Raw genomic sequence first — 24,400 nt, 5'->3', positions numbered from 1 at the left:
AGATGTGTATAAGAGACAGACCTCCCCCAGCGCCGCGGTGAGGTCGGCGACCGGCCGGCCGGCGTCACTGTTCAGTGCCGCCTCGAGCGAATCGCCTTGCAGCACAACGGTGGGCACCTGATCCAGCGCGCCGACGACCTCGTCGACCCGGGGCCGGCGCTCGGCATCGGTGAGGATCACCTTGGCCTGGGCCAGCCGCAGGGTGTGCGCCAGAAAGTCGCCTTTGTTCGCGGCGTTGACCGCCGCGCTGACCGCGCCGATGCGCGCCGCACCCAACCAGAAGTAGACCCATTCCGGGCACGTGCCGGTGAACAAGGCCACGCCGTCGCCGCGTCCAACACCCAAGTCGGTCAGCATGTTCGCCGCGGCGCAGGACCGCTGCCGCATCTGCTCGAACGTCACGTCGACACCGCCGATCGACATCATCACCCGGTCGGGATGCTGCTCGGCGCGCCGATCGAGCACGGCGGGGACGGTGAAGCTCTCGACGCCGAAATCGGAGGGCCCTGACGGCGCGCTCCGGTCGGCATGCATCGGCTCGCCGATCAGGCTTTTGCGGCCGCCGGGTCGGGCTCACCGGCCGCGGTGTAGCCGAAGTCGGACGGCGCGGGCTGCGGGCCCGGATAGAAGCGGTGGGCCCAGCGACGAAGGGCCGCATAGTCATGCGCCTCTTCGGGAGCCAGGTTCGGCTTCTCCAAGTACTTCATGTTCTCCCAGGTGAAGAAGTCCTGTTTGATGACCTCTTGCTGCAGCGCCAGGAATTTGGCAGCGCGACCGGTCGGCACGTCGCCCGTGTCGCCGGGCTCGCGGACGGAGGCCTGCGTGTAGAAGTAATCGGTGTAGTCCTCGTCCACCGGCGTCTGCCCGGTCACCTGGACCGTGGCCACCAGCTCGCTGGGGAACCGGACGACCCCCAGCCCCAGCGAGTAGTTGTCGTAAATGATCTTGGCGTCGACTGGCCCGTTGGGGGTCAGCCAGGTTGACGCGCGCCCGCCGCCGAAATGGGCGTTGACGGTGGCGTGCAAGTGGTAGCCGGACACCTCGAACGACGCGGTGGTGGCCGGGTTGGCGGCCTTGTGCACGTATTGCACGTGGTAGGGGTCGGCGGCGTTTTCGATGATCATCTGCGGGTGCACCTTCACCCGGTTGAGCATCTGGGTGTGCGGGTGCAGCGGGTAATACTCGTCGGTCTCCAGCTCGGGCAGCACGGGGGGCTGCCAATACGGCGCCCGGCCGTGGCGCTCGTGCCAGGCCAGCACGAAGCCGTACCACTCGACGGTCGGGTAAGTGCGGATACGGACGTTGTTCTTGCAACCGATCTTGCTGTAGGGAATCAGAGCATTCGTGCCGTCGCCCCGCCAGCGCCAGCCGTGCCACGGGCAGACGATGTTGTCGCCTTCCACCGTGCCGCCGACACCGAGGTTGGCGCCGAGGTGTTGGCAATAGGCGTCCATCACGTGCACCCGGCCGGACTCGGTGCGGAAGATGACGAGCTCCTCACCGAAGTAATGCGCCCGCTTGACGTCACCCGCGGCCAGGTCGGAGCCGAAGGCGACGATGAACCAGCCCGTCGGGAACCGATAGGTCGACAGCGCGATGCCGGACTGTCCGAACTCACGTTCCGACGGATCTCCGGCCGGATCCGACGCCGGGTCCGAAATTGTATGCGTCACGAGCTCTCCATATCCCGCCCTGACCGAGGCGAGCCGAGCGCAACTGGGCCGCCCATCACTCACCGCGGTTCGACGACAAGGTCTATTTTTACTATTTTAAGCATTGAACGTCAACGCGGGACCAAACGCGTCCGGCAGAGCGGGGTTACAGATGACGGCTGCGGCAGTGGATCTTTCCGATTTCGGCTTGTGGCGCAACGGGTTTCCCGACGAGTTGTTCACGGAGTTACGGCGCAGCCGGCCCCTGTTCCGACACGAACTGACCCCCGGCGTCGCCCAGACCGTCCACCGCGATTTCTGGGTGGCGACCAAACACCGGCACGCCGTCCGCCTGCACCGCGACACCGACTCGTTCACCGCGGCCGACGGGCCGCTCATTCAGCCGGTTGCCATGTTCTCGTCGTCGCCGACGATCATCACGCTGGACCCCCCGGACCTGAACAAACGTCGCAAACTCATTTCCAACGCGTTCAATCCGCGGGCGATCGCCAAGCTGGAGGCCGGCATCCGGGCCCGGGCGGCGCGGATGATCGACGACCTACTCGCCGCGGGCGGTGGCGATTGGATCTCCGACGTCGCCGACGCGTTGCCGATGACGGTGATCGGCGACATCATCGGCATCCCGGAGGAGGACCGACCGCGGGTCTTCGACCTCTTCGACCGCATCCTGAAGGCGCTCGCCCCGGAAGCGAGCCCGAGCGGGCACGTGGAAGTGGAGCTCTTCGCGTCCGTCTTCGACTACGCGATGGAGCTGACCGCCGAGAAGCGGCGCAATCCCACCGATGACATCTGGAGCACCCTCGCGTCGGCGGTGATCACCGGCGACGACGGCGTGGAATTCCGGTTGCCCCCCAACGAACTCGAATTCTTCTTCTTCGTGTTGGCCTTCGCCGGCAGCGACACCACCAAGAACGCCCTGGCGATCGGACTGCAGGCCTTCCTGGCCAACCCGGAGCAGGTCGAGCGCTATCGCTCCGACGAAGGCCTGCGGCCGACCGCGGTCGAGGAGGTGTTGCGCTGGGCGTCCCCGGTGGCCTACTGGACGCGCACCGCCAAAGTCGACGTCGAGATGGACGGCCAGCGCATCGCCAAGGGCGAGCGAGTGGTGTCGACGCTGCGGTCGGCGAACCGTGACGAGGACGTTTTCTCGTCGCCGTTCACGTTCGACATCGGCCGGCAACCCAACCCGCACGTGGCTTTCGGCGGCGGCGGGCCGCACCACTGCCTCGGCGCGATGCTGGCGCGCGCCGAACTCCGCGCGGTGTTCGACGAGCTGTTGTTGCGCTGCGACGAGATCGAGATCGGGCCGGCAACGGTCGCTCACCCGAACCTGATGACCAACATGTCCATCTTCGACGCAATGTCGATCTCGCTGGCCGAGCGGCGCTAGGGGCTCACTGGGTGAGCCGCAGCGCGGCCTTGGGGCACTGGTCCACCGCGGCGCGCACGTCGATCTCCAGTCGCGGCGGCACGGGGCCCTCCGCGATCTGCACGACGTCCTCGTCCCCCAGTTCGAAAACCTCCGGCGCCAGCGATTCGCAGAAGCCATTGGCCTCGCACAGGTTTTCATCAACCGTCACGCGCATCAGATGCCCTCCACTCCTTACAGGCCCTTGGGTCGGGTCCCGATCACCCCGCTGGTTGCGAGGCGCATCAATTCTTCGTCGGTCAGCCCGCACCGTTCGCGCAGTATCTCCTCATTGTGCTCGCCCAACCGCGGCGGCGGACACCGCAGCCACTCGTCCTGACCGGCCAGCCGGGCGAACGGTGGGCAGGGATAGAGGCCCGCGCCCGTGCTCGGGTGGTGCAAGGTCTCCAAAAACCCCCGATGGCGCAGCTGCGGATTGTCGGTGACCAGCGACGGCGACACCACCGGCGCGGCGGGAACACCGGCGGCGGCCAGCCGCTCCACCGTCGACTGAAGGGGTTGGCCGGCAAACCAATCCGCGAGCCGGCGATCGACGTCGTCCGCCCGCTGCCGCCGCCCGGCGACGGTGGCCAGCCCCTCGTCGCACCACGCGGGTCGGCCCATCAACTCGACCAGGGCACGCCACTGCGCGTCCTCGCGCACGGTGACGGCGATCCAGTCGTCGTCGCCGGCACACCGGTAGATGTTCTGGATCGCCTCGCCGTGACCGCGATTGCCCCGGCGGGTCATCGTCGTCCCGAAGACCTCGGCTTCGATCGCCTGAATCGCGGTGGCGTTCAGCACCGTCTCGAGCATCGGCAGCTCGACCAGCTGGCCCGAACCGGTGCGTTCGGCGAAGGTCAGCGCGGCCAGCACGGCGAACGCGGCGTGCACCCCGGCCAACGGATCGCAGGCACCGCGCGGGGTCACCGGCGGGGCATCGGGCAACCCGGTCACCCAGGCCAGGCCGGCGATCTGTTCCATGGTCGGGGCGAACCCGACCCGGTCCCGCCACGGCCCGTCCAGTCCGAACGCGGGCATCCGGGCAACGACGAGCTTGGGGTTCACGTTCAGCAGCGCCTCGGCGGTCAGGCCGAACTGGTCCATCACCCGCGGTGAGAAGTTCTCGATCACCACGTCCGCGCGGGCGGCCAGCTCGGTGAACAGGCGACGGCCGTCGTCGCGACCCAAATCCAATGTGACGGAACGCTTGTTGGTGTTCATCGCGTGGAACACCCAGCCGTATTCCCACCAATCGTCGACATCGGTGCGCATGCCGCCGGAGTATCGGATGCCGTCGGGCCGCTGGATCGACTCCACCTTGACAACGTCGGCACCGAAGGCGGCCAGCAGGTGGGTGGCCGCGGGACCGGCCCAGAACGCGGTCAGGTCGACGATGCGCACACCCGCCAGGGGCAGCCCACGCACGTCCGGGCTCACCTCGGATCCCCTTGGCCGCCAGGGGTTCTCGTCGTTGTCTGCACCCAGGGCCGGGGCGGCCCGCGGCGGGGCGGGCGCGCACGCCGACATCAGCCACGGCGGTCGGGGCTGGTGGAAGCCGGCGGGATTGGCGATGAACACCCCCCGTTGCGTCACGTACTCCAGCTGGCAGATCGTGGAGCCGTTGCCCAGCGCCGCGATGGGCAACCGGAACAATTGGCCAAGCTCGACGACCTCCTCGACCGTCCGTTCGGCCAGCCATGGCCCGATCTGTTCGCGGATCAGATCGCGGTAGGCCCACCGGCCGATCTGGAAGCGCAGCTGCTCGATCTCCTCGAGCTGGGGGCACTCGACCATCGCGACGAAGTCGAGCCATTGCTGACCGGTGACCATGGTGATCCCGACGTAGCCGTCTTTCGCGGGCTCGATCGATGGCACCTCGAGCGTGCGACGGATCGGCGGAACGCGCAGCAGCTGGGAGTGCAGCCATTCGCTGCTCTGCATCGCGGTCAACGCCTCGAGCATCGACAGATCGAGGTGCTCGCCGGGGCCGCCGCGCTCCACCCGGCGGCGCAGGGCCAGTACGCCGAAAGCCGCGTACACGCCGCCCATGTACTCCCCCAGGTCGCCGCCGATGGAGATGGGCGGCCCGGCGGGATCGCCACGGAAGCCCGGCGAGCCCGCCCACGCTTGCAGGGTGAATTCGCTGGCGGCCCGCTCGGCATAGGGGCCCGTCCAGCCGAAGTCGGAGATCGTGACGACGATCGCGTGCGGCGAGGCGGCCAGCAGCCGCTGCGGGTCGACGCCCAGCGCCGCGGCCCGCGCCCGGCCCGCGGTGACCACGACCACGTCCGCGCCGGCCAGTTCGTCCGAGAACCGCTGCGTGTCCGGCGGGTAAGTCATGCTGCGCTTGCCGGCGTTGAGGTAGGCGAAAAACGGCGAGCTCTGCCCGTCCGGCACCGTCGATTGCGTCGCGGAGTACCGGCGGAGCCAATCTCCTTGCGCCGGTTCGATTTTGCGCACCTGCGCGCCGGCGTCGGCCAGTAGCTTGCCGCAGTAGCTGCCGGCTATCCGGTCACTGATCTCAATGACACGCAGGTCATGCAGCGGTGCCGGGTGGCTGTCGGACCGCTCGCTCACTTACACCGCCCTCCCGACCGGCACGCGATCGAAGAAGCTATTTATACCATTACTGCTAAAATAGCTAAGCCAGCGAGTTGAGTTATTTCGAGGATCGGATGACCGCCTTGGGAATTGGCCACGACGCCCGTCGCCGATTGTCGGCGCCGCGGATCGCAGAAATCGTAGCCGACGAGCTGCGCCGCCAGATCATCAACGGCGAGCTCGCCGACGGCGACCTGTTGCCGCGCCAAGAGGTGCTCGTCGAGCAGTTCAACGTGAGCCTGGTTTCTTTGCGCGAAGCGCTGCGAATCCTGGAAACCGAGGGGCTGGTTTCGGTCCGGCGGGGTAACCGCGGGGGCGCCGTCGTGCACGCCCCGGCGAAGACCAGCGCCGCGTACATGCTCGGGCTGCTGCTGCAAAGCGAGTCCGTCGCGGTGGCCGACCTCGGCATGGCGTTGCAGGAACTCGAGCCCGCGTGCGCCGCGCTGGCCGCGCGCCGCCCCGACCGGGCCGACACCCTGGTCCCCGAGCTCAACCGGGTCAACGAGTCCATGGCCGACAACATCGAGGACGGCGGCCTGTTCACCGAAATCGGCCGCGAATTCCACGATCTCGTGGTTCGCGGCTGCGGCAACCACACCATCATCGCGGTGGTCGGCAGCCTGGAAACGCTGTGGACCAGCCACGAACAACAGTGGGCGGACGAGAGCGCGGCACGCGGCACCTACCCGTCGCTGGCTCAACGCCGCGCGGTGCTCAGCACGCACGTCAAGCTGACCGAGACCATCGCCGAGGGCGACGTCGACCGGGCGCGCCGCATCGCGGGTCGTCATCTCGCCGACACGCAGACCTATGTGCTCTCCGACCGGCACGATCAACGAATTCACGCGCTGTCGCCGCAGGCGCTGTCGCGGACGCGGGACTTCCGCCAACCCTAAAGAGGCAGCCTTGAGAACCGCATTGGTCACCGGCGGCAGCGGCGGGATCGGGAAGGGGTGCGCTCGCAAGCTGGTGGAGCTGGGCTACGACGTGGTGCTGGCGGCGCGCCGCGAGGCCCCGTTGCGGGCGGCCGCCGCGGAGATCGGCGCACGCCACATCGTGGCCGATGCATCGGACCCGGACGGATTTGCCGCTGCCACAAGCGCATTGGAGCGGATCGACCTCCTCGTGCACGCCGCCGGAACACTGGGCGGGACGTACGCCCGCAAGCAGACGTTCGAGCAGTGGCGGACCATCATCTCGGCCAACCTGGATTCCTGCTTCGTGGTGACCGCCGCCGCGCTGCCGCGGATGCGGGCGGGCTCGCGGTTCGTGTTCGTGTCGTCGTCGGCGGCGCACGAGCCGATGATGGCCCGGACCGCCTACTCGGCGTCGAAGGCCGGCATGAACGCGTTCGCCCGCGCCCTGGCGGCCGAAGTCGACCGCGACGGCATCGCCGTGCACATCGTCACCCCGGGCCCGGTGGAAACCGAAATGCTGCAGGACGTTCCCTTCGAGATGCACGCGATCCAGGTGTCCGACGTCGCCGAGGCCGTCGCGTGGCTGGACACCGTCGACCCGTCGGTCGACCTGCCGGAGATCCGGCTCAGCGCGGTGCCGCGCGGGCCGTTCGCCCGGCCGCCCGTCGTGCCTACGGAAGCCCGGCGCCGGCGGCAGCAAACGCCTTGATCACCGTTTCGCCGAACTCGTGCAGGGAATCGGGAACGGCGAAGTCGGCGAACCACACATAGAACCGCTCCACCCGCTGGGCGGCCAGCCCGGTGAAGTGGGCGATCAGCTCGTCGGCGTCGCCGCACACCAGCCCGGACCCCAGGTTGCCGAACCGGCGCGTGCTCACTTCGCGCACCTGGTCCGGATCACCACCCGCCCGCACGAACCCCACCATCTGCTGAACCGAGACCCGGGCCGTCCCCGCGGCGGGGACCAGCGTGGACAGCCTGTCGAGGTGGTTGGCCGGTAGGTTCCACCAATTCGCGTATGTGCGAACGAGTTTCATCATCCGGGGCCCGGTGCCGCCAAGGACGAGCGGGATCGGATGAGACCTGCGGGGGGCCTGCGGGGGGCCTGCCTGCGGATCGTCACCCCAGTACCGCCGCAGCAGCGCCAGGTGCCGCTCCAGCTGCTCGACCCTGGCCACCGCATCCCGCCGGCCGACATCGAATCGGGCGAACTCCGCGGGCCAGGACCCCGCGCCGAGGCCCAGATCGAATCTGCCCCCAGACGCGTCGGACAGGGTGACGGCTTGTTTGGCCAACACGGCGGGGTGCCGAAACGCGTCGCACAGCACCAGGTGGCCGATCCGCAGCCGTTCGGTCTTGGCCGCCACCCAGCTGGCGACGCCCATTGCCTCCCAGATGCTTTCGTCGGGCAGACCGGGCGCCTCGAGGTGATCGATGAACGCCATGCCGTCGAAGCCGCTGGCCTCGGCGTGACGTGCCCGCTCCGCGATGTCGGCCACCGACAGCCGCACCTGCGGCAGGAACAAATACCACTCGACCATGCGCCCACCTATGCGTGTTCCCGTGCGATTGCGAACCGGGCCGCTAGTTTACTATTTTTATTATGTTAGGGGTCTTATGGATGTCGGACTGAGTTCGGAGCAGCTGTCGCTGCGCGACACCGTGCGCGACATCCTCCGCGCGGAGTGCCCGCCCGACTCCGCTCGCCAGGCAATGACGGATCCGGAGCGGTGGCGCACGCTGTGGAAGACGGTGGTGGACCTCGGCTGGACGGAACTGGCGGCGCCCGGGGCCGGCGACTACGGACCGGTCGAGCTCGCTGTGGTGCTAGAGGAATGCGGCGCCGCGATCGCACCGATTCCGCTGCTGAGCAGCGTCGGCCTGGCCGCCGGCGCGTTGCGGGGCGCCGGTCTCGACGCGGTTCTCGACGACATCGCGGGCGGTGTCGTCGCCACCCTGGCCGTGCACTCCCGGGGATCTCGGCTGCCCGGCGCGCCGATGACGCTGCGCGGCGGCCGCCTGCGTGGGCGAGCGGTCGCGGTCCCCAACCTGTCCCGTTCGGAACTGCTGGTGACCCTGGCGCACTCCGATGACGGCACCGTGGTGGCGGTCGCCCGCTGCGGCGCGGGGGTGACCGTGGTCGCGGGGGAATCGACCGACCCCGCCCAGCCGCTGGCCGACGTCGAGGTCGAAGCCGAGCCGCTGGCCACCGCGCCCGTCGGCATCGAAAAGGCGTTGACGGCGCCCATGGTCGCCGCGGCCGCCGACCTGGTCGGCACGGCGAGCGCCGCCCTGCATCGCGCCGTCGAGCACGCGAAGACGCGCCGCCAGTTCGGCACACCGATCGGCGCGTTCCAGGGAATCAAGCACGCGCTCGCCGACAACTACGTCGGATTGGAGCGCGCCCGCAGCCTCACCTACGCCGCCGCCGCCCGCCTCGGCGACCCGGCCACACCCCCGGCCGATGCCTGGACCGCCGCGGCGCTGGCCAAGGCGGCGGCCGGTGATGCGGCCGGCAATTGCGCGCGAACCGCGGTCCAGGTGCACGGCGCGCTCGGGCAGACCTGGGAGCACGACGCCCACCTCTACGTCCGGCATGCCTGGCAGGCCGCCGCCATGCTGGGCGACAGCCGCGCGCTCTATCACGAGGTGGGCCGCCGTTTCGCGGGAGGCGCGGCATGACCGCGCCGGTTTCGATAGTCGACGAATTCGGCGCGTGGCTGACGGACTTCCTGCCGAGGGACTATTACGACAACTATCGCGACTACCGCTGGGACCTGAAGCTGCGGCGCGATTACCAGCGGGCGGCCTTCGAGGCCGGCTGGCTACAACCGACCTGGAGCCGCGAACACGGCGGCCGGTCGCTGGGCCTGCGCGACGCCATGGAGGTGCGGCTCGAGGCGGCGATGCGGTCCGCGCCCAAGCTGCCCAACATCGCCGGCCCCAACGTCGCCGCGCCCGGCATCCGTCAGTTCGGCACGCCGGCCCAGGTCGACCGCCTCCTGGTTCCGCTGCTGCGCGGTGACGAGTGGTGGGCGCTGGGCATGTCCGAGCCGGAAGCCGGTTCGGATTTCGCCGGCCTGCGCACGCGCGCCGAACGCCACGGGGACAGCTTCTGCGTCAACGGTCACAAGATCTGGACCACCCAAGCCCACGAATCGCGATGGTGCACGCTGTACGCCCGGACCGACCCGGCGGCGCCGAAACACCGTGGCATTTCGTGCCTCATCCTCGACCTGCACTCCCCGGGGGTGCGCATCGAGCCCATCCGGATGGCCTCGATCTCCGACGAGACTTTCTGCGAGGTCTTCCTCGATGACGTCGAGGTGCCCGCGGAAAACCTGCTCGGCCCCCTGCACGGCGGGTGGAACGTCGCCTTGTCGTCGCTGCACCACGAACGCCAGATGATCTGGATCATGAACTGGGTCGAGATCAAGCGCGGGCTGGATGCGGTGCGCGGGGCGCAGCCGACCGCCGACATCTGCACGGAACTCGGCTCCCTGCTCGCGGACGCCGAAGCGCTGCGGGCCACCGGCTACCGCGCCCTGGGCAACGAGCTGGCCGGACGACCGAGCCCGGAGGCCGACACCATGAAGTTGCTGGGATCGGTTACCTTGCAGCGTGTTTGGGAGCTCGCCGCCGTCGCCGAGGGGACGCAGTCGCTCAGCGATCCGGATCTGCTCTTCGAACGCCAGGACGCGCTGGCCGCGACCATCTACGGCGGCACATCGGAGGTCCAGCGCAACATCATCGCCGAGCGGCTGCTCGGGCTGCCGAAGGGATGACGACGAATGGATTACGACCTCGGCGACGACGCCGCGCAGCTGCGAAAGCACCTGCGCGAGCTGGTTTCCAACAACATCCCCGCCGACTTCCTCGGCGCCTGCACCGAGAACCCGCGCGACCTGGCCACCACCGAGACGTTCTGCAAACTGCTGGCGGCCGAGGGCCTGCTGGCGCTGGCCTGGCCGAAAGAGCATGGCGGCGGCGGCGGTTCGGTCTGGCAGCAGACGGTGCTGCGCGAGGAGATGTGGGCCCAGCACGAGCCCCGCGGCCCGCAGTACATGGGAATCAACTGGGTGGGTCCGGCACTGATGCGTTACGGAACGGCCGAACAGAAGGCCAAGCACCTGGCCGCCATCGCCGCCGGCGACGTGATCTGGTGCCAGGGCTTCTCCGAGCCGGAGGCCGGTACCGACCTGGCCTCGCTGCGCACGCGTGCCATCCCGGATGGGGACGGTTGGCGCATCACCGGCCAGAAGGTGTGGACGTCGTACGCTTTGATGGCGTCGTGGTGCGTGCTGGCGGCGTGCACCGATCCCGAGGCGCCAAAACCCAAGCGCCTCACGCTCTTTCTGATCCCGATGGACCGGCCCGGCTTCACCGTCCGGCCCATCGGGTCGATGCTGGGACCGCATCACCTCAACGAGATGTTCCTCGACGACGTGCAGGCGTTCCCCGGCGACGTTCTCGGCGAGGTCGGCGACGGCTGGCGCGTCATGCGCGAGGCGCTGGCCTTCGAGCGGGTCGGCATCGCCCGCTACGCGCGCTGCGAATCGCTGCTCGACCGGATGAGCACCGCGCTCGGCGACGACTGGGGCGCGCTGCCGGAATCGCTGCGCTCCCGGTGGGTGCGGGCGCTCGTCGATCTGCGGGTGGCCCGGCTGCTGGCGTATCGCGCGGTGTCGTTGCAGGACGACCCCGCGGCCGGCGCGGCGGCCAGCGCCGCCCGCATCGCCACCACGACCTGTGATCAGCAGGTGGCCGAACTACTTTTCGACGTCCTGGGCCCGGTCGCGTTGGACAGCGGCGCCGGTGCCGCACTGCACGGGGCGATCGAAGACCATTGGCGTTACGCACAGGCGGCCACCGTGGCATCGGGCACCATCGAGGTGCAGAAGATGCTGGTGGCCCGGGACGTGTTGGGAGAACACCGGTGAAAACCGATCTGCCACAAGACATCAGCGACTTTGCCGCCGTCGCGGCCAAGCGGCTCGCCCGGTTGGGCGGCCCGCCGGCGGCGTTGCGCGCCGAAACGGACGACGGTGTCCGGGACGCCGCCCGCGCGGCCCTGACCGAGGTCGGCGCGTTCGAGCTCGATGTCCGGTCGGCGCCCGACGACCTGCTCGCAGCGGCCGTGCTGTGCCGCGCGGCCGGCGCGACCGTGTTGCCCTATCCCCTCGTCGAGGAGTTGCTCTCGATCGACGGCGCGCGCCTCGCCCTGGTCAATCCCGAGGCGCCGCGTATCGACCACGGCGACCTGCCCGGCGACTGGGTCGCCGCCGACTTGGACGGCAACCGGTACCGCCCGCGGGCCGCGTCGCGCACCAACGCCAAACTGGGGCCGTTCCTGGTGCCCGCTTCCCTCGACGCACCCGATGGCACGATTCCGGCCGACGACGTTAACCTTCATCTCGTGCTGGGATCATGGCGGATTCTGGGATCGGTGCAGCAGGCGCTGCAGATCGTCACCGATCACGTGCGCTCCCGAATCCAGTTCGGCAAGCCGCTGGCGGACTTCCAGGCCGTCAGGTTCGCCGTCGCCGAGGCCGCCGTCGCCGTGCGTGGACTGCACGAGTTGGCGAAGTACACCATCTGCCGCCCGGAATCGCTGCCGACGCAGATTCGGTCGGCGGACGCACTGGTTCTGCGGCTCAAGGCATCCGACACTGCCCGGCAGGTATTGCGCACCTCCCATCAATTGCTCGGCGCCCTGGGCTTCTGCGATGAGTCCGACGTGAGCGTGCTCGACCGGCACACCCAACCGCTGATCCGCTTGCCGCTGGGTGCCGAGGGGCTGGCGCTGCGGCTCATCCCGGGTGTCCCGGACGGCTCGCTGGAGACGCTGTTCAGCGGGCCGGTATCGGCGTGAGCACCACCGAACCGATCGCCGCCGAATGCGCGGCGAATCCGCTAGCTGACGGAATCCCGTTCGGGGTCAAGCTTTCCGAGCTCGCCGCGCAGCGTCGGGACGAGCCGGGGGTGACCATCGTCGCCCTCGACGGCGCCGCGGAGTCGCTGACGTTCGGTGAGCTCGACGCCCGTGCCAACCAGTGGGGGCGCGCGCTGGCCGCCGACGGCGCCGAGCTCGGTTCCCTTGTGGCGCTGGCAATTCCGAACTCGACACACCTGGTCCTCGCCACGCTCGGCTGCTGGAAGATCGGCGCGGTTCCCGTTCCCATGCACTGGGACCTGCCCGAATGGGAGCGGGATCGGGTGCGCGAGGTGATCGCTCCGGCCGTCGTCGTCGATGAGGCTAGTCGGTGGCGCCTCGAGGAGCAGGCCGCGGCCGAGTCCGACGACCCGATGCCGGTGGCAGTGTCCCCCAACGTCAACGGCATCTGCAGCAGCGGTTCGACCGGCACACCGAAGGTGATCCTCAGCCTGGCGCCGTCGCTCTGGACGCCCCAGCACGGCGAGCCGTTCCTGTCGAACTGGACGCCGGTGGCGCAGCCGCAGACCATCATGGTGCCCGCGCCGATGTATCACACCAACGGCTTCGCCACCTTCTTCTTCCTGTTGACCGGCGATCATCTGGTGATACTGGAAAAGTTCGATGCCGCACTGGTTCTGGACGTGATCGAACGCTTCAAGATCACCAACTTCACGGCCACGCCCACGATGCTCGCGCGGATAGCGGCCCGGCCGGATGTCCGGGAACGCGACCTGTCCAGCATCGTGTTCATCCTGCAGGGCGCCGCGGTGATGCCGCCGTCGCTCATGCATACCTGGTTCGAGTTGTTGAGCCCGCAGCAGATCGTGTCGGCATACGGCATGACGGAAAACCTCGGGCTGACCGCGCTGCGGGGTGACGAGTGGCTCGCTCATCCGGGCAGCGTCGGCCGCGGATTCCGGGACACCGAGATCCGGATTCTCGACGCCGGCACCAGACAGCTCGGCCCGGGCGAGCACGGCGAAATCTATCTGCGCGCACCGATGAGCGCGGGGTCCCGCTACGTGGGCGGCGCGGCGCCGCTGCCGTCGACCGAGGACGGCTTCCGCTCCGCGGGCGACATCGGCTACCTCGACGAGGACGGCTACCTCTACATCGTCGACCGCCGGGTCGACATGATCATCACCGGCGGAGCGAATGTGTTTCCGGCGGAAGTGGAGTCGGCATTGGCGGGCCACCCCGAGATCGCCGACGTCGTCGTGATCGGCCTCGCCGATGCGCAGTGGGGACGACGGGTGCATGCGGTGGTGCAGCTCGCCGCCGGCGCGACGCTCACCGAGGACGACGTGATCGAGTACGCGAAGGGCCGGCTCGCCCACTACAAGGCCCCCAAGACCGTCGAGTTCGTCGATGCCATCCCCCGCACCGCGGCGACCAAGGTCAACCGCTCGGCGATGATCGAGGCGCGGGGCGGCTGAGGGCCGAAAGTCAGCCCACGGCCGTTATCCCGGCGTTGGATATGGTGAAGCCGCGCCCCGAGGTCACCGTGCACGTCACGCCGGCCGTCTCGGACCGGCAGCTAAACGGCCCGGCTCCAGCCGTCTGGCCGTAGCCGAGGCTCGGCGTGCCTTCCGGCGGATTGGCCAGGCAACCCTCGCCGGCGCAGCGCGAAAGAACACCGGCGGCATCCATGGTCACCGACTGCGGCGGGGTGATGCTGAAGCAGAACGCCCCGTCGGGGATGCCGCGGCGCTGGTAGTCGATCTCGCAGCTGATGTTGCGCGACGGGGACAGGAAGGCCACGTAGTTGTCCGGATCCGCGGCTGCCGAGGGAACGAAGGCCACGGCACCGGCAAGGGCGGCCGCCGCGGCGGTCAGCGGTTTTGTCAACACAGCAGACAACCTTACGACTCGTCCGCAACGCCGAAGGTGTTCACGGCCATCGCCAGCAACAGGTATCCGCCGATGGTGAACACCAGATCCATGCGTTGCCGGTCGCTGAAGGCGCGGCCCAGCTCGTCCCAGGTGGACTGCGTCACGTTGCTGTCGGCCGTCAATTCGTCGACGGCGCGAAGCACCGTCCGGTCCAACGGATCCAGGCCCTCCCCGGAACGGATGCCGTCGATATCCCGCGAACTCAGCCCGGCTCGTTCGGCGATGGGCAGGTGGTGTGACCACAGGTAGTGACAGTCGGCAAGGTGGACCACCCGCAGCAGCGCAACCTCGCGAATCCGCGGCGACAGCGTCGAGCGCTTGAGCAGGTAGGCGTTGAACGGAAGGTAGGCGCGGGTCAGGTCGGGATGACGCACCAGGGTCGACAACACGTTGCCCGCGCCGCCGGGATTCGCCCGCTCCGCGGGTATCAGTGACGCCAACGACGTGCGGGTGCGCTCGTCCCATTCCTCGGCGGGCAAGGGCGTCAACCGGATTGGGCGCGGACCGGTCACGGCTATTGAATCGGTTCGTCGCCGAGCACGGTCGTGCGCAACATCTCGCGCTGCGAGCTCGGATCATAGGGAGCGGCCCGGTGCAGCACCCCGCGGTTGTCCCAGATGACGGTGTCGCCCACCGACCATGTGTGGCTGTACACCTTGTCCGCCCCGGTGGCCCGCTCGAGCAGTTCCTCGAGCAGCGACCGGCCCTCGTCGAGGTCCATGCCCACCACGTAGTCGGCCGACGCGCCCAGCACCAGCGACTTTCGGCCGCTGCGGTGGGTCCACACCAGCGGGTGTTCATGGGTGCGCCGGGATCGCCACGCGGCCACCTGCTCGGGTGTGGGGTTCCGATGGGCCCGCCGCTGCGAGGCCTCCAGGGAGTGCACCACGCGCAGGGAACCGAAGCGGCGCTTCTCCTCGTCGGTCAGTTCCTCGTAGGCGGCGTACGAGTTGGCGAATTCGGTTTCGCCGCCCCAATCGGCGATCTGCACCGCGGACAGCACGGTGGCCTTCTGCGGGTACTCGTCGTCGAGGGGCGTGCAGCCATCGATGTGCCAGTCGAACGTCGCCTTCAAGATGGCGGCCGACGAGTTCTTCGACGGATCCAGCGTGATCGGATAGATGCCGGCGACCGGGTGGTGGCCGTCGGCCGAGTGATCGACCTCCCCCAGCCGGCGACAGAACTCGACCTGGACCTCGGGGCTGAGCCCCAGACCGCGGAACACCAGAACGCCGTTGTGCTCCAACGCATCCAGGATGGCCCCGCCCTCGTCGGAAGCCAGGCGGGCCGGATCGAGGCCGGTCACCTCCGCGCCGACGGACGCCGTGAGCTTGGTGATGGTGAGCAGACTCATGGTCCGTCCTTTCTGGTTAAGAGCCGGGTCACGGCGCCGGCTCGACGGTCCGGATCATGACCGCGTCCGCGGCGCTGACGGGAACGGGCTGGTGCATGATCTCCACCGCCATCGCGACCATGATCAGCGAATAGATCATGCGCAGGAGGTTGAGCGCGTCGTCGGGCAGGCTGTCGAGGGGAAACTTGTCGCAATAGTCGATCGCCTCTTCGAGCCGCGGGAAGAACGCGTCGTAGAACTCGTGCATCTCGGGCATCGTGCTGGTGACCCTGGCGTTCCAGCGCTCGGTTTCGGTTGCCAGACACCACCTTTGGGCATATTTCTCCAACTCGGCGAACGCGCTGGGCAGCATGGCACCGGACATCGGGCTACACCCCCGCCGGCTCGGCGGCGCGTTCGCGCCGGTAGGCATCCACCCAATCGACGACGACCTTGTGCAGATGGCGCACCAGGATCTCCTGGTCGCCCAGCGGAAACTCGTCGACGATGCCGTATTCCAGTGCCGCCTGCGTGCCTCCGAGCATCCCCGCGTCCTGCAGCGCGAATTCCTTGAGCACCACCGACGCCACCTCGTGTTCGATGCGTTCGCGCACACTGCGGGCGGGGTGGAAAAACGTGTAGGCCTCGAAGCGATGCGTGTTGTGCGAGGTGGGCCAGTACCGATAGAGCAGATACCAGCCGCCGTAGATCAATATCTCGATGTTGGGGAAGATCTGGAAATTGCTGATCCCCCACGGCTCGATGCCGCCCGGGTTGAGGCCGGGCGGCAGCTCACCGATATCCGGTGTGCGCCACGGTCCGACCAGCCCGCTCTTGGTGACCCGTTCGATCGGGTACATGTACTCCTCGGGCAGCAGCCACCGCCGCCGCCCGGCGGTTGACACCAGCCGGTGCGGCCCGTCGAGCTGGAAGTGCCCGCACGTGAATCCGGCGTTGGGGTCCCGCACGTCGGGCGGCACCTGCTGCGGATGCAGGGAGGGCACGTGGTAGTACTCCTGAAACGCGTCCGCGAAGATCTTCCAGTTGCTGTTGTTGTGCGCCACCCACTCGTAGCGTTCGGTCAACTTGTCGAAGCGGTAACCGTCGAGGCCGGTGACCATGGGCCCGAGGAACTCCCGCAACGTCTGCCGCGGCTCGGCGTCGAGGTTGATGAATATGAACCCGTTCCAGACGTCGCAGTGCACTCCCCGCAGCCCGTACTCGGACGGGTCGAGGTCGAAGAATTCGCCCTGCTGCTGCACGAATTTCAGGGCGCCCTCGAGGTCGTAGCGCCACCCGTGGTACTTGCAGGTGAACTGCCGGCAGGTTCCCCTCGTCTCCTGGGCGGGAAAGTCGTTCCATACCAACTTGTTTCCCCGGTGCCGGCAGACGTTGTGGAAGGCGCGGATGCGCTCGTCGCGGCCCTTCACCACGATCACCGACGTCCCGACGACGTCGATCTCCTTGGTCAGGTAACTGCCGACGCGGGGCACCTCCTCGACCCGGGCGACGTTCAGCCAAGCACGCTTGAAGATCGCCTCCCGTTCGAGTTCGTAGAACTCGGGCGAGGTGGAGTCGCCGAACGACACCGGACCGGTGCCCAATTCGGGATAGTGCTCGGTCCAGGACCCCTCCGCGGGCCTGCCTGACCGCGTCATCGCAACCTCCTGATCGACGTCACAACACCGCCCCACCGTTGACGCCCAAGACCTGGCCGGTGATGAACCTGGCCTCCTCCGAGCACAGAAACCCCACCGCCGCGGCGACGTCGGCCCCGGTGCCCAGGTGGCCCAGCGGGATGTTGGCGGCGATCTGCTCGTTGGAAGGCAGATAGCCGGCGGCTTGGCCCCGATGCTGCATCGGCGTCTCGATGCCCGAGGGCGGGATGGTGTTGACCGTGATCCCGTGCGACGCGTACTCGCGCGCCAGGGACTTGGTCAGCGTGATCACGCCGCCCTTGGACGCCGCGTAATGGGCGGCGAACGGTGAGCCGCGCTGAGCGCTCGACGACGAGATCATCACGATCCGGCCCCAATTGGCGTCGACCATGTCCGGCAACGCGACCTGGCAGCAATGAAAGGTGCCCGTCAGATTGACGTCGACGATCCGTGCCCAGGCCTCGGCGGTGATGTCGGCGAAGGGCGAAAAATCGAACAGGCCGGCGCTGGTCACCAACACCGTGACCGCACCCAATTCGGTACGAACCTTGGCGAACGCCTGCTCGAGCGCGGGCCGGTCGGTGACATCGGCGCCCACGCCGACCGCGGTCATGCCCCCCGCACGCAGGTCCTCGGTGACACGTTGCGCCGCTTGTTCATTGACGTCGAGCACGGCGACCCGATGCCCCCGCCGACCCAGCTCGTGGCAGGTGGCTTCGCCCATGCCCGAGCCGCCTCCGGTCACCACCGCCACCCGGCCCATCGCCGTTTCCCGACCGTTCACTCGTACACCACGTGCACCGTGCGACTGGTCGGCAACGCCTGGCAGGTCAGGACCCAACCCTCGTCGACCTCGTCGTCGTCGAGCGCGTCGTTGTTGAGCATCCGGGCGCTCCCCTGGACCAGGCGCGCCATGCAGGTTGCGCAGGAACCGGTTTCGCACGACGACGGTGCGGCCAAACCCGCCATGCGGGCGGTCTGCAGCAAGGTGTCGCCCGCACTGTAGGGCACCGTCGTGGTGCGCCGGTCCAGCTCTATGGTCACTTTCTCGGTCACGACCCCGTCGCTGTCGCGCGACCCCGCCCCGGTGGTCGCAGTGGGCTCTGACATCCCCCCGACAATATCAACTACTTGCGATCATTATCAAGTACTAGATATTCGCTCTTCAGTTGTCGACGTGATCGTTGAAAAGCTCATGGCCGGTGCCCTTTTCGACCACGCGGCCCAACAGCTCCCGCAGGGTCTGCTGCTCCTGCACGGTGAGGACACCGAAAACCCTCTCGTGAGCGGCGATGGCATCGTTGACGACCGTCCCCGCGACGTTGCGGCCCTCCTGCGTCAGGTAGGCCTGCAGGATGCGGCCGTGCTGGGGGTCGCGCTTTCTTTCCACCAGGCCGCGGCGCTCCAGGGCGGTCAGCGCGAGCTGAACGCCCTGCGGGCTGATCAACAGGCGTCGCGCGAGGTCGGCGCCGGAAAGGCCGGGCTCGTTGGCGAGTTGGCGCAGCACGCCGATCTGGGCGGTGCTGACCCCGTGCACCCGCATCGAATCGTTGATCGTGGTCAGCGAGTAATAGAAGGCCTGCTTGAGCAACCACAAGATGTTATCGGTGAGTTCCATCGCCGCCTCCCTGCTTGAAGATTTCGCCGCCCTTCATGACGAACGACACCTCGAGCGTGGTGTCGATGTCCCGCGAGGGATCGCCGGGCACGGCGATGATGTCGGCGAGGTACCCGGGCGCCAGCCGGCCCAGCTCGTCGTCGGCGTCGATGAGCTCCGCGGCCACCACCGTGGCGGCCCGGATCGCCTGCATCGGCGTCATCCCCCGCCGCACCAGCGCCGCAAGCTCCTTGGCGTTGTGGCCGTGCGGAATCGCCGGCGCGTCGGTTCCGCACGCGATGCGCACCCCCGCGGCAATCGCCTTCGGCAGCATGGCCTTTGCCCGGGGGAACACCTCTTCGGCCTTCTTGCGCAGCTCCGGTGCGATGCGGTCGACGGCCATCGCCTCGGTCAGATAGGTGGTCGAGACCAGGAAGGTGCCGTGATCGACCATCATCTGGATCGTCTCGTCGCTGGCCAGGAATCCGTGTTCGACGCAGTCGATCCCGGCCCGGATGCACGCCCGGATCGCGGCGTCACCGACGGCGTGCGCGGCCACCCGCACCCCGGCCCGGTGGGCTTCGTCGGCGATCGCGGCGAACTCGGCGTCGGAGTATTGCTGGGCGCCGGGGGCCGTGCTGTGCGACATCACGCCGCCGGAGGCGGACACCTTGATCAGCTTCGCGCCGTGCCGAATCTGGTAACGCACACAGGCGATCACGTCCGGGACACCGTTGGCGATGCCCTCGGCCACCGACAGCGGCATGATGCCGGGCGCGAGGCGCTGGAACACCGTCGGATCCAGGTGCCCGCCGTACGGCGTCACGGCGTGGCCGGCGGGATAGATCCGCGGCCCCGCGTGCCAGCCCTGGTCGATGGCGCGCTGCAGCGCCACGTCGAGCAGGTACCCACCGGTCTTGACCATCAGCCCAAGGTTGCGCACGGTGGTGAAGCCCGCGTCCAGCGTGGTGCGCGCATTGACCGCGCCACGCAAGGTGCGGTAGGCCGGGTCGTCCTGGACGCCGTGCATCGGTGACGGCAAACCCTCGGGTCCACCGGGGCCGCCGATCAGCAGGTTGAGTTCCATATCCATCAGCCCCGGCAGCAGCGTCACGTCGCCCAGGTCGATGACGGTGGCCGAATCCGGCACTGGACCTTCGGGATTGACGGCGGCGATGCGCTCGCCCTCCACGACCACCACCGCCGGCGAGCGCACCCGGCCGTCGACCACGTCGGCCCACCGCGCCGCCCGCAAGACGGTGGTCATGGAACGGGCTCGGACACGCAATCCAGGGTGGACGCACCGGAGTCGGGCACCCGCGGCTGCTTCCAGCACTCCACCGGAAACGACACCATGATCATCGAATACAGCAGGTGCATGAGATTGAGCACGTCGTCGGGCAGGTCGTCCAAGGAGAACTTGTCACAGTACGCCAGGGCCTCTTCCGCCCGCGGCGTGATGGCGTCGTAGAAGGCCTTCATCTCCGTCATGGTGCTCGCCAACCTCTTGGCGTAGCGCTCCGGCTCGGAACCCAGACACCAGTCCGTGAACGCCTCCAGGTCGGCGAATTCGCTTGGCAGCATGGGCGACATCGCGCTCACACTCCCGCCGGCAAGGTGCGGCGATACTGGTCGATCCACGCCGCGGTCTCCTTGTGCAGGTGTCGCAGCAGGATCTCCTGGTCGTTGAGCACGAACTCCTCGACCACCCGCGACTCGATCATGCTCTGCGTCGCCTCGAGGGTGTTGGCGTCCTGCAACCCGTATTCCTTGAACGAGACCGCCGCCAGTTCCTGGGCGACGCGCTCACGCGGGGTGCGCGGCTGAGGGAAGTACAGCGTTCCCTCGAAGATGTGCGAATTGTAGGAGGTGGGCCAGTAGTGGTAGGTCAGATACCAGCCCTGGCCCCAGAACAAGATCACGAAGTTGGGGAACAGCTGGAACGAGTCCAGGCCCCACGGATCACATTTCGCGGGGTTCAGCCCGGCGGGCATCGCCCCGAGCTCCGGTTTGTCCCACGGACCGAACAGCCCGCTCTGGCAGATGTCCTCGATCGGCTTGCGCATCTCCGCCGACATCTCCCACGCGCGCACGCCCGACGTGCTGACCAACCGGTGCGGGCCGTCCAACCGGTAATGAGGGGCCTCAAAACCCGCCTCGGCGGCCGCTTTTGAGTACGCCGTGGGTGACTGGTTCGCGTGCAGCACCGGCGCGTGATAGAACTCCTGGAACGCGTCCATGTAGAGCTTCCAGTTAGCCTTGACCTCCGAGCGGTAGTACCAGCGCGAGGTCATCTTGTCGAACGGATAGCCCTCCAGCGCGGTGACCATCGGCCCGAGGAATTCGCGCAACGACTGTTCGGGCTTCGTGGCGAAGTTGACGAAGACGAAGCCCTCCCACACCTCGCAGTGCACCGGCACCAACCCGTAGCGACCCTTGTCGAGATCGAAGAACTCCTCCTCCTGCTGCACGAACGTCAGATTGCCGTCCAGGTCGTACCGCCAGGCGTGGTACTTGCAGGTGAATTGCCGGCACACACCGCTGGTCTCCTCCAGCGGCATGTCGTTCCACACCAGCTTGTTGCCGCGGTGGCGGCACACGTTGTGATACGCCTTGATCTCCCCGGACTTGGTGCGCACCACGATGATCGAGGTGTTGACGGCTTTGAGCTCTTTGGTGAAGTAACTGCCGGTACGCGAAAGTTGTTCAACGCGGCCAACATTGAGCCAGGCGCGCTTGAAGATGGCTTCGCGCTCCAACTCGTGGATCTCCGGGCTGATGGAATCCTCATACGAGACCGGTCCGGTTCCCAGCTCGGGGTAATGCTGCGTCCAGCTGCCCTCCGGCGGCTTGGGGAATCGAGCCATGATCGCTCCTATCCGAATAGCCACGCGGCCACCGGTTTCAGTGATTCGGTGGGACCCCGTCGGGGCCGACGGTATATGCTCGACCGCGTAATCGCAAGTAGTTGATATTGCCGACGGGAGTCCTCGATGGAGCATGGCCTTGGGTTGCGGATCGCCAACGGCGGCCTGGTGCGGGCGCACGCCGACGCATTCGAGGTCATCTCCCCGCACACCGAGCAACCCATCGCCGAAGTGGCCGCCGCCGGGCCGGCCGACGTCGACGCGGCGGTCACCGCCGCCCGCTCGGCGGTCGAGGGGCCCTGGGGCCGGACGGAGCCGGCCGAACGGATCGCGGCAATCCGGCGCCTCACCGAGATCTACGATCAACGGCGCGCCGAGATGGCCGGCGTCATCACCGCCGAGATCGGCGCCCCCATCACCTTTTCCCAGCGCGCGCAGGTCGGCCTGCCCGCGATGATGATGCGAGCGTTCTGCGACCTGGCCGAGCGGCACGCCTGGAAGGAGACCCGCCGGGGCTTCTTCGGCGCCGACGTGCACGTGCACAAGCAACCCGTTGGCGTCGTCGCCGCGATCGTGCCGTGGAACATGCCCCAATTCCTCATCGTCACCAAACTGGTGCCCGCGCTGCTCGCCGGCTGCGCGGTTGTGCTCAAGCCCGCGCCCGAATCACCCTTGAACGCTTTGCTTTTGGCGGAGATGCTGGAAGAACTCGACCTGCCCCCGGGCGTGGTCAGCGTGCTGCCCGGCGACAGCGCGGTGGGTCAGCTCCTGGTGTCCCACCCCGGCGTGGACAAGGTGTCGTTCACGGGGTCGACGGCGGCGGGCCGGGCGGTGGCTGCCGCCTGCGCGACCAACCTCACGAAGGTCAGTCTCGAACTCGGCGGCAAGTCGGCCGCCGTCATCCTCGACGACGCCGCACCCGAGGCGGTCGCGGCCGGCGTGCGGTCGGCCAGCCTGTCGAACAGCGGCCAGATCTGCAACGCCCTGACCCGCGTGCTGGTCCCCGGCCATCGGGAGGACGAGTACGTCGACGCGCTCGCCGCCGAGATGACCGCCCTGCGGGTGGGCGATCCCAACGATGCAGGCACGCAGCTGGGGCCGCTGGTCTCGCGCCGGCAACAGAAACGCGTCCGCGATTACATCCGGGTCGGCCAGGACGAGGGCGCCCGCCTCGTCATCGGGGGGACCGAGATGCCCGACGGGCTGGACCGGGGCTGGTACGTCAAACCCACCCTGTTCGCCTCCGCCGAGAACACGATGCGCATCGCCCGCGAGGAGATCTTCGGGCCGGTGATCACCGTCATCCCGTATCGCGACGAGGACGACGCGGTCGCGATCGCCAACGACTCCGAGTACGGCCTGGCCGGATCGGTGTGGAGCGCCGACACGGACCGCGCCTTGTCGATCGCGGCGCGGGTGCGCAGCGGCACCCTCGGCGTCAACCAGGGCTACACCATGGATCCGTTCGCCCCCTTCGGCGGCGTGAAGGGCAGCGGTTACGGACGAGAACTGGGCCCCGAGGGCATCGACAGCTACCTGGAAACCAAATCCATCGCGGTCTCCTGATCACCCTCAGTCGCAACGGATTTGGGCCGCCCAACGGCGGGCGACGAGAGGGACAGGCGCCGCGGCCAGTCGATGTCAACCCACCGACGGCGCCGACGCCTGCTCCATTGCGCGAACGCGCTTGAGCATTGCTTTTGCGGCACGCATCGACAACGCGGGCGATAGCCGCTCGAGGTACCAAAATGCCTTCCACCACCCGGGCACCACGACGATCGCGTCACCACGCAACACGGCACGAAGCGCGCGCTCGGCAAACTTCTCAGGCGCCAGCGGATGCAACCGCTCCCACATATCGAGGATTTCCTGGTTGCTGATGCCTGCCATCTCGGTCCGTCCGTACTTGCCGCCGGTAAGGATCGGAGTCCGGATCACGCCGGGGCAGAGCACCGAGACACGCACCCCGTGGCGCTCGGCTTCCAGCCGTAACGATTTCGACAACGCGACGACGGCGTGTTTGGTGGCGGTGTAGCTCGCCTGGCCCGCGGTTGTCATGAGACCGGCCATGGAGGCCGTGTTCACGATATGCCCGGAGTGCTGCCGGATCATGATGGGATACACCGCTTGGATACCGTGCACGACACCGCGCAGGTTCACATCGAAAACGTCGTTCCAGTCGTCGAGCGTGTATTTGTCAACCTCACCGGCGACTCCGATGCCCGCATTATTGAACAGGTAGTCGATCCGCCCGGACTGCCGCACCGCCTCGCCGATGGCCCGCTCGAACGATGAGTAGTCGCGCACATCGAGCTCAACCGCGTGCGCTTTACCGCCGCCGCTGTTGAGGCGGTGCGCGAACTCCTGCGCAGGGCCGATCTGCCGATCGGCGATCCAAACCTCGGCGCCCCCGCCAACCAACTCGGTGGTCAGCGCCGCACCGATGCCGGACGCGCCACCGGTGACGAATGCAACTTTCCCGGACACGCTTGCTGCCATTCCAGCAGCGTAATCC

At 68.1% G+C, this 24,400-nt stretch carries 25 protein-coding genes and 1 pseudogene; 9 read left to right on the top strand and 17 right to left on the bottom strand.

Annotated features, from left to right (window positions below; genetic code table 11):
- Both WU80_RS11085 and WU80_RS11080 read right to left on the bottom strand, forming a co-directional pair.
- A partial coding sequence (locus WU80_RS11085; RefSeq protein ID WP_156371787.1) for a class I adenylate-forming enzyme family protein occupies window positions 1–534 on the bottom strand: 534 nt, incomplete at its 3' end.
- A gap of 11 nt (window positions 535–545) precedes the next feature.
- The gene (locus tag WU80_RS11080) at window positions 546–1,673 is read right to left on the bottom strand and encodes an aromatic ring-hydroxylating dioxygenase subunit alpha (protein ID WP_055402513.1); all 1,128 of its coding nucleotides are present in this window, start codon (window positions 1,671–1,673) and stop codon (window positions 546–548) included.
- 103 nt (window positions 1,674–1,776) lie between these two features.
- Here WU80_RS11080 and WU80_RS11075 point away from each other — a divergent pair, with 103 nt between their 5' ends.
- Complete coding sequence (locus tag WU80_RS11075; RefSeq protein ID WP_369808512.1) at window positions 1,777–3,063, top strand: cytochrome P450; 1,287 nt, start codon at window positions 1,777–1,779, stop codon at window positions 3,061–3,063.
- A 4-nt stretch (window positions 3,064–3,067) separates the two neighbouring features.
- On the opposite strand, the gene WU80_RS11070 is transcribed toward WU80_RS11075, so the two are convergent.
- Together WU80_RS11070 and WU80_RS11065 are read right to left on the bottom strand one after the other, a co-directional pair.
- The gene (locus WU80_RS11070; RefSeq protein WP_055402510.1) at window positions 3,068–3,259 is read right to left on the bottom strand and encodes a ferredoxin; all 192 of its coding nucleotides are present in this window, start codon (window positions 3,257–3,259) and stop codon (window positions 3,068–3,070) included.
- A 17-nt stretch (window positions 3,260–3,276) separates the two neighbouring features.
- Window positions 3,277–5,661 carry a CoA transferase gene (locus WU80_RS11065; protein ID WP_055402508.1) on the bottom strand — a complete coding sequence of 795 codons (2,385 nt, stop codon included), beginning with the start codon at window positions 5,659–5,661 and terminating at the stop codon, window positions 3,277–3,279.
- A gap of 98 nt (window positions 5,662–5,759) precedes the next feature.
- On the opposite strand from WU80_RS11065, the gene WU80_RS11060 reads away from it, so the two are divergent.
- Together WU80_RS11060 and WU80_RS11055 are read left to right on the top strand one after the other, a co-directional pair.
- Window positions 5,760–6,581: a FadR/GntR family transcriptional regulator gene (locus WU80_RS11060; RefSeq protein ID WP_055402506.1), complete on the top strand. Its 822-nt coding sequence runs from the start codon at window positions 5,760–5,762 to the stop codon at window positions 6,579–6,581.
- 10 nt (window positions 6,582–6,591) lie between these two features.
- A complete protein-coding gene (locus tag WU80_RS11055; RefSeq protein ID WP_055402504.1) occupies window positions 6,592–7,311 on the top strand; it encodes an SDR family oxidoreductase in 720 nt (239 codons plus the stop codon).
- Here WU80_RS11055 and WU80_RS11050 read toward each other — a convergent pair.
- A complete protein-coding gene (locus tag WU80_RS11050; protein ID WP_055402502.1) occupies window positions 7,274–8,143 on the bottom strand; it encodes an LLM class flavin-dependent oxidoreductase in 870 nt (289 codons plus the stop codon). The two genes, WU80_RS11055 and WU80_RS11050, sit on opposite strands and share 38 nt — an antisense overlap.
- A gap of 76 nt (window positions 8,144–8,219) precedes the next feature.
- Between WU80_RS11050 and WU80_RS11045 the strand changes: the two genes are divergently transcribed.
- Genes WU80_RS11045 through WU80_RS11025 form a run of 5 tightly spaced genes read left to right on the top strand, consistent with a single transcriptional unit; the run spans window position 8,220 to window position 13,973 of the window.
- The gene (locus tag WU80_RS11045) at window positions 8,220–9,284 is read left to right on the top strand and encodes an acyl-CoA dehydrogenase family protein (protein ID WP_055402500.1); all 1,065 of its coding nucleotides are present in this window, start codon (window positions 8,220–8,222) and stop codon (window positions 9,282–9,284) included.
- Window positions 9,281–10,387 (top strand): acyl-CoA dehydrogenase family protein, encoded by a 1,107-nt coding sequence (locus tag WU80_RS11040; RefSeq protein WP_055402498.1) that lies wholly within the window; start codon window positions 9,281–9,283, stop codon window positions 10,385–10,387. Before WU80_RS11045 ends, WU80_RS11040 begins: the two co-directional genes overlap by 4 nt.
- Before the next feature lie 6 nt (window positions 10,388–10,393).
- Complete coding sequence (locus tag WU80_RS11035) at window positions 10,394–11,542, top strand: acyl-CoA dehydrogenase family protein (protein WP_055402496.1); 1,149 nt, start codon at window positions 10,394–10,396, stop codon at window positions 11,540–11,542.
- Window positions 11,539–12,474, top strand: a complete 936-nt coding sequence (locus WU80_RS11030; protein WP_055402494.1) for an acyl-CoA dehydrogenase family protein — start codon at window positions 11,539–11,541, stop codon at window positions 12,472–12,474. The genes WU80_RS11035 and WU80_RS11030 overlap by 4 nt, the downstream gene beginning before the upstream one ends.
- Entirely contained in the window at window positions 12,471–13,973 is a 1,503-nt protein-coding gene (locus tag WU80_RS11025) for a class I adenylate-forming enzyme family protein (RefSeq protein WP_055402493.1), read from the top strand. The genes WU80_RS11030 and WU80_RS11025 overlap by 4 nt, the downstream gene beginning before the upstream one ends.
- Window positions 13,974–13,983: 10 nt before the next feature.
- Here WU80_RS11025 and WU80_RS11020 read toward each other — a convergent pair whose 3' ends face one another.
- From WU80_RS11020 to WU80_RS10970, 11 genes and pseudogenes are all read right to left on the bottom strand, one after another.
- Window positions 13,984–14,388 carry a hypothetical protein gene (locus WU80_RS11020; protein ID WP_231633800.1) on the bottom strand — a complete coding sequence of 135 codons (405 nt, stop codon included), beginning with the start codon at window positions 14,386–14,388 and terminating at the stop codon, window positions 13,984–13,986.
- Window positions 14,389–14,399: 11 nt separating this feature from the next.
- Window positions 14,400–14,942: a carboxymuconolactone decarboxylase family protein gene (locus tag WU80_RS11015; RefSeq protein ID WP_231633799.1), complete on the bottom strand. Its 543-nt coding sequence runs from the start codon at window positions 14,940–14,942 to the stop codon at window positions 14,400–14,402.
- A 2-nt stretch (window positions 14,943–14,944) separates the two neighbouring features.
- Window positions 14,945–15,784 carry a TauD/TfdA family dioxygenase gene (locus WU80_RS11010; protein ID WP_055402489.1) on the bottom strand — a complete coding sequence of 280 codons (840 nt, stop codon included), beginning with the start codon at window positions 15,782–15,784 and terminating at the stop codon, window positions 14,945–14,947.
- Window positions 15,785–15,812: 28 nt separating this feature from the next.
- The gene (locus WU80_RS11005; RefSeq protein ID WP_055402487.1) at window positions 15,813–16,148 is read right to left on the bottom strand and encodes a hypothetical protein; all 336 of its coding nucleotides are present in this window, start codon (window positions 16,146–16,148) and stop codon (window positions 15,813–15,815) included.
- Window positions 16,149–16,152: 4 nt separating this feature from the next.
- On the bottom strand, window positions 16,153–17,421 hold the full coding sequence (locus tag WU80_RS11000; RefSeq protein ID WP_055402485.1) for an aromatic ring-hydroxylating dioxygenase subunit alpha: 1,269 nt from the start codon (window positions 17,419–17,421) through the stop codon (window positions 16,153–16,155).
- Between the two features lie 19 nt (window positions 17,422–17,440).
- On the bottom strand, window positions 17,441–18,184 hold the full coding sequence (locus tag WU80_RS10995) for an SDR family NAD(P)-dependent oxidoreductase (RefSeq protein WP_055402524.1): 744 nt from the start codon (window positions 18,182–18,184) through the stop codon (window positions 17,441–17,443).
- Window positions 18,185–18,201: 17 nt separating this feature from the next.
- A pseudogene (locus WU80_RS10990) lies at window positions 18,202–18,480 on the bottom strand (2Fe-2S iron-sulfur cluster-binding protein); the annotation flags it as partial.
- A gap of 106 nt (window positions 18,481–18,586) precedes the next feature.
- Window positions 18,587–19,039, bottom strand: a complete 453-nt coding sequence (locus tag WU80_RS10985) for a MarR family winged helix-turn-helix transcriptional regulator (RefSeq protein ID WP_055402481.1) — start codon at window positions 19,037–19,039, stop codon at window positions 18,587–18,589.
- On the bottom strand, window positions 19,023–20,285 hold the full coding sequence (locus tag WU80_RS10980; protein WP_055402479.1) for an amidohydrolase family protein: 1,263 nt from the start codon (window positions 20,283–20,285) through the stop codon (window positions 19,023–19,025). Before WU80_RS10980 ends, WU80_RS10985 begins: the two co-directional genes overlap by 17 nt.
- Entirely contained in the window at window positions 20,282–20,620 is a 339-nt protein-coding gene (locus WU80_RS10975) for a hypothetical protein (protein ID WP_197281196.1), read from the bottom strand. Before WU80_RS10975 ends, WU80_RS10980 begins: the two co-directional genes overlap by 4 nt.
- The gene (locus WU80_RS10970; RefSeq protein WP_055402476.1) at window positions 20,617–21,885 is read right to left on the bottom strand and encodes an aromatic ring-hydroxylating dioxygenase subunit alpha; all 1,269 of its coding nucleotides are present in this window, start codon (window positions 21,883–21,885) and stop codon (window positions 20,617–20,619) included. Before WU80_RS10970 ends, WU80_RS10975 begins: the two co-directional genes overlap by 4 nt.
- 126 nt (window positions 21,886–22,011) lie before the next feature.
- On the opposite strand from WU80_RS10970, the gene WU80_RS10965 reads away from it, so the two are divergent.
- Window positions 22,012–23,451: an aldehyde dehydrogenase gene (locus WU80_RS10965; protein ID WP_082459818.1), complete on the top strand. Its 1,440-nt coding sequence runs from the start codon at window positions 22,012–22,014 to the stop codon at window positions 23,449–23,451.
- A gap of 75 nt (window positions 23,452–23,526) precedes the next feature.
- Here the strand turns inward: WU80_RS10965 and WU80_RS10960 are convergent, their stop codons facing one another.
- Window positions 23,527–24,384: an SDR family oxidoreductase gene (locus WU80_RS10960; protein WP_055402474.1), complete on the bottom strand. Its 858-nt coding sequence runs from the start codon at window positions 24,382–24,384 to the stop codon at window positions 23,527–23,529.
- Window positions 24,385–24,400: the final 16 nt, after the last annotated feature.

The sequence above is a fragment of the Mycobacterium sp. UM_11 genome, assembly GCF_001414075.1.
Lineage (GTDB): Bacteria > Actinomycetota > Actinomycetes > Mycobacteriales > Mycobacteriaceae > Mycobacterium.
The sequence above is the reverse complement of the archived record's forward strand: the minus strand, read 5'-3'. Positions and strand labels throughout refer to the sequence as shown.